At 61.7% G+C, this 7,538-nt stretch carries 8 protein-coding genes and 1 pseudogene; 6 read left to right on the plus strand and 3 right to left on the minus strand.

Annotated features, from left to right (window positions below):
• Positions 1–156: 156 nt before the first annotated feature.
• The 6 genes from VGO04_RS16960 (at position 157) to VGO04_RS16985 (ending at position 5,380) form a co-directional block, all read left to right on the plus strand.
• Positions 157–543 (plus strand): cytochrome c family protein, encoded by a 387-nt coding sequence (locus VGO04_RS16960; protein WP_327497137.1) that lies wholly within the window; start codon positions 157–159, stop codon positions 541–543.
• Between the two features lie 241 nt (positions 544–784).
• Positions 785–1,627, plus strand: coding sequence for a cytochrome c oxidase subunit II (locus VGO04_RS16965; protein ID WP_327497138.1), 843 nt, complete (start codon positions 785–787; stop codon positions 1,625–1,627).
• A gap of 157 nt (positions 1,628–1,784) precedes the next feature.
• Positions 1,785–3,560, plus strand: coding sequence for a cytochrome c oxidase subunit I (gene ctaD, locus VGO04_RS16970; protein WP_327497139.1), 1,776 nt, complete (start codon positions 1,785–1,787; stop codon positions 3,558–3,560).
• Entirely contained in the window at positions 3,557–4,261 is a 705-nt protein-coding gene (locus VGO04_RS16975) for a cytochrome c oxidase subunit 3 (protein ID WP_327497140.1), read from the plus strand. The genes ctaD and VGO04_RS16975 overlap by 4 nt, the downstream gene beginning before the upstream one ends.
• 12 nt (positions 4,262–4,273) lie before the next feature.
• A complete protein-coding gene (locus VGO04_RS16980; protein WP_327497141.1) occupies positions 4,274–4,996 on the plus strand; it encodes a heme-copper oxidase subunit III family protein in 723 nt (240 codons plus the stop codon).
• Positions 4,997–5,005: 9 nt separating this feature from the next.
• Positions 5,006–5,380 carry a cytochrome C oxidase subunit IV family protein gene (locus VGO04_RS16985; protein ID WP_327497142.1) on the plus strand — a complete coding sequence of 125 codons (375 nt, stop codon included), beginning with the start codon at positions 5,006–5,008 and terminating at the stop codon, positions 5,378–5,380.
• A gap of 43 nt (positions 5,381–5,423) precedes the next feature.
• Here the strand turns inward: VGO04_RS16985 and VGO04_RS16990 are convergent, their stop codons facing one another.
• From VGO04_RS16990 to VGO04_RS32970, 3 genes and pseudogenes are all read right to left on the minus strand, one after another.
• Entirely contained in the window at positions 5,424–6,182 is a 759-nt protein-coding gene (locus VGO04_RS16990) for an ATP-binding cassette domain-containing protein (RefSeq protein WP_327497143.1), read from the minus strand.
• 10 nt (positions 6,183–6,192) lie between these two features.
• Positions 6,193–7,392: an alanine racemase gene (locus VGO04_RS16995; protein WP_327497144.1), complete on the minus strand. Its 1,200-nt coding sequence runs from the start codon at positions 7,390–7,392 to the stop codon at positions 6,193–6,195.
• 11 nt (positions 7,393–7,403) lie between these two features.
• A pseudogene (locus VGO04_RS32970) lies at positions 7,404–7,538 on the minus strand (sugar ABC transporter permease); the annotation flags it as partial.

Here is a 7,538-nt window from a genome sequence, read left to right on the forward strand (position 1 = left end):
CGGCTGCGCCGGTTGACTTCCACAAAGCGAGGCGTACCGTCGTCGTGTCGCAAGTATCAACCGCCGTGGCGCCAACTTAAGAGAAGCAAGCACCGCCAAAACGACAGATTGACGATAGCCTTCCTTGCCTGCGCCCGGCGATTTTGAGGAAGTGTCATGCGAATTCTTGTTGTTGCCCTTGCCTTTTCGACAACGATGCTCTGTCCGTTCGCAACCCTCGCGCAAGAGGGCGACGCAAGCGCCGGAGCAACCGTCTTCAAGAAATGCGCTGTCTGTCACGTGGCTGACAGCGACACCAACAAGGTTGGGCCATCGCTCAACCATCTGTTCGGGCGAACGGCTGGCACTCATGCCGACTTCGCGTACTCGTCGGCGATGGTTGATGCCGGCAAGGGTGGGCTCGTCTGGGATGAGGCGCATCTGCGCGACTATCTGCACAATCCAAGGACGAAGGTGAAAGGCACGAAAATGGCCTTTGCCGGGCTGAAGGATGATACGGATATCTCCAACCTCATCGCCTATCTCAAACAGTATTCGCAGTAGCCTGCGAAGACTAAAAGCAACCGCCGCTCGCACGGAATCGGCGAATTGCGACTATTCAACGTTCGTGCAATAATTGCAGGTACAGCGCCGCGCGTCCTGTCAGACGCGCAAAGGTCGCTGTAGAACTTTGAATTCCTGCATGTTTTTGTCCTCTGATCGGCGACGACCAAAGGAAGCATGCAGCAGGCTCTACGGATTGCGCATTCATGCCCACAGCCGACAGCGGCGAGGAGGGATAGAAATGGCCGTGGTAGTTATTCTGGTTTTGTTGGCCGTAGGCTCGGTGTTGTTCCATCTGTTCAGCCCTTGGTGGTGGACGCCGATCGCGTCCAACTGGAATTACATCGACAATACGCTCATCATCACTTTCTGGATTACCGGCGTCGTCTTCGTCGCCGTCGTGCTTTTCATGGCCTATTGCGTCCTGCGTTTTCGGCACCGACCGGGAAACCGGGCGGCCTATGAACCGGAAAACCGGAAGCTCGAAGGATGGCTCGCCGGCGGCACCACGCTCGGCGTCGCCGCCATGCTGACCCCCGGCCTCTTCGTCTGGCACCAGTTCGTGACCGTCCCCGATGGTGCTGCCGAGGTTGAAGTCGTCGGCCAGCAATGGCTGTGGAGCTTCCGGCTCCCCGGCGCCGACGGCAAGCTCGGAACGTCGGAGACCCGCGACATCACGCCTGAGAATTCTCTCGGCCTCAACCGCAACGATGCGGCAGCACTCGATGACGTCGTCGTCGAAGGCGGCGAGCTGCATCTGGAAGTCGGCAAGCCGGTCAAGATGCTCTTGCGCTCGGTCGACGTGCTCCATGATTTCTACGTGCCGGAGTTCCGCGCCAAGATGGACATGGTACCGGGCATGGTCACCTATTTCTGGCTGACGCCAACGCGCACGGGCACCTTCGAGGTGCTTTGCGCCGAACTCTGCGGCGTTGGTCATCCGCAGATGCGCGGCACCGTCGTCGTCGACACTGCCGAGGACTATCAGGCCTGGCTTTCGCAACAGACGACGTTCTCGCAATTGCAGGCAAAGGCAGAAACGAAGGAAACGGCGCAGGCAGGAAATGCCGCCCCGGCGCAGTAGGAGGCGCCCCGACGGCCAAAGCGGGATGAGGAAAAGTGCGCGCGGTTTTCCGCCCGCATCCCGCCCGTGAGCGAAAGCAACTCCACGGTTCATAGTCCGGAGTTGCGTGTTTCAAAGCGTTGGATCGAGATGATCCGGTGTTGGGAGGTTCTCGCATATGGTCGATATCCGGCATGGCACGAGCGAACAGATCGGCCCCGCGGAAGTGGAAGACGTCGAGCTTTATCATCCCCATAGCTGGTGGACGCGCTACGTCTTCAGCCAGGATGCAAAGATCATCGCCGTGCAATATGCCTCGACCGCGATCGCCATCGGCATGGTGGCGCTGGTGCTCTCCTGGCTGATGCGGCTGCAGCTCGGCTTTCCCGGCGTCTTCACGTTCATCGATGCCGAGCGCTACTACCAGTTCATCACCATGCACGGCATGATCATGGTGATCTATCTGCTGACCGCGCTCTTCCTCGGCGGCTTCGGCAACTACCTGATCCCGCTGATGCTTGGCGCACGCGACATGGTTTTCCCCTATGCCAACATGCTGAGCTACTGGCTGTACCTGCTTGCCGTGCTGGTGCTCGTCACAAGCTTCTTCGCGCCCGGTGGACCGACCGGCGCCGGCTGGACGCTCTACCCACCACAGGCGGTGCTGTCAGGCACGCCCGGCGGCAAGGACTGGGGCATCATATTGATGCTGTCGTCCCTCATCCTCTTCGTCATCGGCTTCACCATGGGTGGCCTCAACTACGTCGTCACCGTGCTTCAGGGGCGCACGCGCGGCATGACGCTGATGCGCATGCCGCTCACCGTCTGGGGCATCTTCACCGCGACGGTCATGGCGCTCCTCGCCTTCCCCGCCCTGTTCGTCGCCTGCGTCATGATGCTGTTTGATCGCGTGCTCGGCACCAGCTTCTTCATGCCGGCGATCGTCGAGATGGGCGAACAGCTGCAGCACGGCGGCGGCAGCCCGATCCTGTTCCAGCACCTCTTCTGGTTCTTCGGCCATCCGGAGGTCTACATCGTCGCGCTGCCCGCCTTCGGCATCGTCTCGGATCTGATCAGCACACACGCCCGCAAGAACATCTTCGGCTACCGCATGATGGTCTGGGCGATCGTGATCATCGGCGCGCTCTCCTTCATCGTCTGGGCGCACCACATGTATGTCAGCGGCATGAACCCCTATTTCGGCTTCTTCTTTGCCACCACGACGCTGATCATCGCCGTGCCGACAGCGCTCAAGGTCTACAACTGGGTGCTGACGCTGTGGCGCGGCGACATCCACCTGACGCTGCCGATGCTTTTTGCGCTCGCCTTCATCGTCACCTTCGTCAATGGAGGGCTGACGGGTCTGTTCCTCGGCAACGTCGTCGTTGACGTGCCCCTCTCCGACACCATGTTCGTCGTCGCCCATTTCCATATGGTCATGGGTGTCGCGCCGATCCTCGTCATCTTCGGCGCAATCTATCACTGGTATCCGAAGGTCACCGGCCGCATGCTCAACGAGGTGATGGGCCAGATCCACTTCTGGGTCACCTTCGTCGGCGCCTATCTGATCTTCTTCCCGATGCATTATCTCGGCCTGATCGGCATGCCGCGCCGTTATTACGAGATGGGCGAAACCGCCTTCGTTCCGGCCTCCGCCCATACGCTCAACGAGTTCATCACCATCATGGCGCTCGTCGTCGGCGCCGCGCAGATCGTCTTCCTGTTCAACCTCATCTGGAGCATCCGCCATGGCCGCGAGGCCGGCGGCAACCCGTGGCGGGCGACGACGCTCGAATGGCAGACGCCCGAGACGCCGCCGCGCCACGGCAACTGGAAGGAACTACCCGTCGTCTATCGCTGGGCCTATGATTACAGCGTGCCCGGTGCAGCCGAGGACTTCATTCCGCAGAACCAGCCGGGCTCCACCGGGCTTGGAGCGGAGGAGGCCTCATGAGCGTCACCCTGGTCTTCCTGGCAGTCGTTCTCCTGATCGCCGGCTGGTGGCTGGCGCATCAGCGGCTGTTTTCGAAGCCATGGCTTGAGATCGGCCACACCCATGATCCCCGCCCCCACGGACCGCCCGACATCGCGCCGGCGCAAATTGGGCTCGGCGTCTTTCTGGTCGTCGTCGGCGCGCTCTTCACGTTGTTCATCAGCGCTTATTTCATGCGCATGGCATCCACCGACTGGTGGTCGACGCCGATGCCGAAAATCCTGTGGCTCAATACCGCCATCCTTGGCCTTGGCAGCTTGCTTCTGCATGCGGCCCGTGTCACCGCCGAACATCACCGCGACGAGGCGAGCCGCACGGCGCTGATCGCCGCCCTTGCCTCAGGTCTCGCGTTCCTCGCCGGGCAGGTCTTCGCCTGGCGCGAACTCACCGACGCCGGCTTCCTGCTCGCCGACAATCCGGCCAACAGCTTCTTCTACATGATTTCAGGCATGCACGGCCTGCACATCCTCGGCGGCCTCTTCGCTCTCTCAAGGGTGATCGTCAAAACCCGCGCCAGGCCGATGGACGAAAAAGCCGTGCTGTCGATCACGCTCTGCGCCACCTACTGGCATTTCATGCTGGCCGTATGGCTGGTGCTGTTCGTGCTCTTTTCCGGCTGGGCCAACGACTTCGTCGAGCTCTGCCGATCCCTCTTGACTTGAAGGAGCCAAGGCATGTCCGTCGAGACCCATTCGACCGTCCGAGAGCCGCTCCACCGCCCGGCCGGGCTCGCCGGCTTTGCCGCCGACTGGGCGTCGGACCAGCGGACGTTCAAGAACGTCTCCTGGGGCAAGGCGATGATGTGGATCTTCCTCTTGAGCGACACCTTCGTCTTCGGCTGCTTCCTCGTCGCCTACATGTCGGCGCGCATGTCGACTGCCGTTCCATGGCCCAACCCGAGCGAGGTCTTTGCGCTCCACATCGGCGGGTCCGACGTGCCGTTGATCCTGATTGCCATCATGACCTTCGTGCTGATTACGTCGAGCGGCACCATGGCCATGGCCGTCAATTTCGGCTACCGGCGCGATCGCAAGAAGACTGCTCTGCTCATGGTGTTGACCGCTCTTTTCGGCGCCACTTTCGTCGGCATGCAGGCCTTCGAATGGACCAAGCTGATCACCGAGGGCGTACGGCCCTGGGGCAACCCCTGGGGTGCTGCCCAATTCGGCTCGACCTTCTTCATGATCACCGGCTTCCACGGCACCCACGTGACCATCGGCGTGATCTTCCTCCTGATCATTGCCCGCAAGGTCTGGCGCGGCGATTTCGACACCGAACGCCGCGGCTTCTTCACGAGCCGCAGGGGACAATACGAGATCGTCGAGATCACCGGCCTCTACTGGCACTTCGTCGACCTCGTCTGGGTCTTCATCTTTGCATTCTTCTATCTGTGGTGAGGCACGGCCATGACAGAGACGACTGTTCACACCCACGCGGCACCGGCAGCAAAAGCGGAAGGCCACGCGCAAACGCATCAGCAGCACCCGATCGGCCTTTATCTGGTCGTCTGGCTGCTGCTCTTCGTGCTCAGCACCTTCTCCTATCTCGTCGACTATGTTGGGCTGCAGGGCTATCTCAGATGGTCGCTGATCCTGATCTTCATGATGCTGAAGGCAGGTCTCATCGTCGCGATCTTCATGCACATGGCATGGGAGAGGCTGGCGCTAATCTATGCGATCCTGCTGCCGCCGCTACTGGTGCTGGTCTTCGTCGCGCTGATGGCTTCGGAATCGCACTACGTGCTCTTCAGCCGCCTCACCTTCTTCGGCGCAGCACCTTAAAGACAAGCGGCGCCGCCCGAAACGGCCGCGCCACGCGTGGCCCTCAGTGCTGCTGAAGGCCGGTGATCATCGCGATAATCTCGTTCTTGTCGGTCTTTGCCGTCTCACGAATTCCGATCTGCTTGCCGCGACGCAGCACGCAGATGCGATCCGACAGCTTGAAGACCTGATCGAGGCTGTGGCTGATGATCAAGACGCCGATGTTGCGGCTCTTCAGCGATTCGACGATCTCCTCGACCTTGGCGGTTTCGGCAACGCCGAGGGCCGCCGTCGGCTCGTCGAGAAGGATCAGCTTGCTCGCCCAGTGGGTGGCACGCGCAATCGCGACACCCTGACGTTGGCCGCCCGAGAGATCACGGATCGTTGCATGCGCCGAGGGGATGCGCACATCAAGTTCCTTCACCAGCGTCTCGGTCTCGTCGATCATCCGGCGACGGTCGAGCAGGCCGAAACTGTTCGTCGGTTCGCGGCCGAGAAACATGTTCATGTAGACCGTCTGCTGGTCGGCAAGCGCCAGATCCTGGTAGACGACTTCGATGCCGTGGGCCCGCGCCATGGTGGCGTTCGACATCGCCACCGTCTGGTTCTCGATGGTGATCGTGCCCGAGGTCGGCGTGTGGACGCCGGAGATGATCTTGATCAGCGTCGACTTGCCGGCGCCGTTGTCGCCGACGAGCGCAACGATCTCGCCCGGATGGACGTCGAGCGAAAAGTTCTCGATGGCGGTGACACCGCCAAAGGTCTTGCGGATGTCCTTGAGCTTCAGAACCGGTTCGCGTGCAGAATTCGTGTTCATGGTCATGACGTCGCCCTCAAACCGGCCAGGCCGCGGTTTCGCCGAAACCGTTTTCGATCGTTTCCACCTTCGGCGCGCCCTTGGAGATGCCAGAGACGCCGACGACATAGGCCCGCGTGACGAAGGCCTGGCCGCGGAAGCCGAACACGGCCGTGTCGCCGGGCTTGGGCGCTGTCGCACCGCTGGCGTCGATCATCGCGTAGTAGTCGATTGCCGACGGCGGCGGGACCTCGACGCTGCGAAGCGCCGATGCCGAGGTCGTCGGATCGCTCGATACGATCGCCTTGACGTCGTAATCCGGGAAGATCGGATCGATGTAGAAGCCGCCGCCGAAGCAATAGGCCTTGCCGCCGGAGAGATGCGAGACCTCGGTGAGATAGAGCACCGCCGGCAGCTCCGGGAGGTCTTCCATCACATGCAGCGCGGTGGTGCCGTGCAGGCCGTTGCCTGGCTCGCATTGGGTCGCGCCGGCTTCGGCCAGCGCGGCCAGCAGGACGCTGGAGGTCGTACCCGGCGCATTCACCTCGATCTCCTTGCGACCAGCCTTCGCGAGCGCTTCGGCAGCCTTTGAGAGTGTTGAAAGATTGTGCGTCGGCAGCACCTTGCGGCGTTCATGATCGAAGAGCAGCGCCGGAAAGGTGGTAATGCCGGCAAAACGACCGCCGTCGAGGCCGTCAAGCCGGTCGGCAACAGCGGCAACGTCAGCGGCATCAAAGCCGCCTTCATGACCGCGATAAAACGTGTCGCCTTCCGCCCGGATGCGGGCGAGCAGGTCCTGCCGATAGCCTGCGGCCTTCGCACCGGACGCTGCCTCGCCGGCCTTTTCGTCATTGAACACAGTCCAGTAGTCAGGCCGGAACGTTTTTGCTGCAGCCGCCGCCTCGTGGCGCGCGACCTGCTGCAGGTGGCCGAGATGACCGACCTTCAGACCGGCCTTGTGAGTGGCGCGAGCGCAGGCCATGTCGACGGCGACCGAGCGATCAATACCGCCACGTTGCACGGCGTCACAGAAGGAGCTCGAGCGCCCGACCTGCTTGGTCATGGCAAAGATCTTCAGGCCGAGACGACGGGCCTCGTCGCTCAAGATCTTGGCGTTTGCCTCGACCGCATCGAGGTCGAGAACATAGGCGTTGGCCGGGATCTTGCCCTGCTGATGCAAGGCCATCGCCGCTTCGATGAAGGCCGGGTTGCGGCGGCGCAGAACGTCGAGAAACATGAAATCCTCCTTCAGCGGGACTTTTCGCGCAGCGACACGGCGACCGCAGCGAGGATGATGAGACCGCGAACGATCATCTGGTCGGAAACGGAAAGGCCCATCAGGATCAGGCCGTTGTTGAGCATGCCCATCATCAGCGAGCCGAC

Origin of the sequence: Ensifer sp., assembly GCF_035999185.1 — a bacterium.
GTDB lineage: Bacteria > Pseudomonadota > Alphaproteobacteria > Rhizobiales > Rhizobiaceae > Ensifer.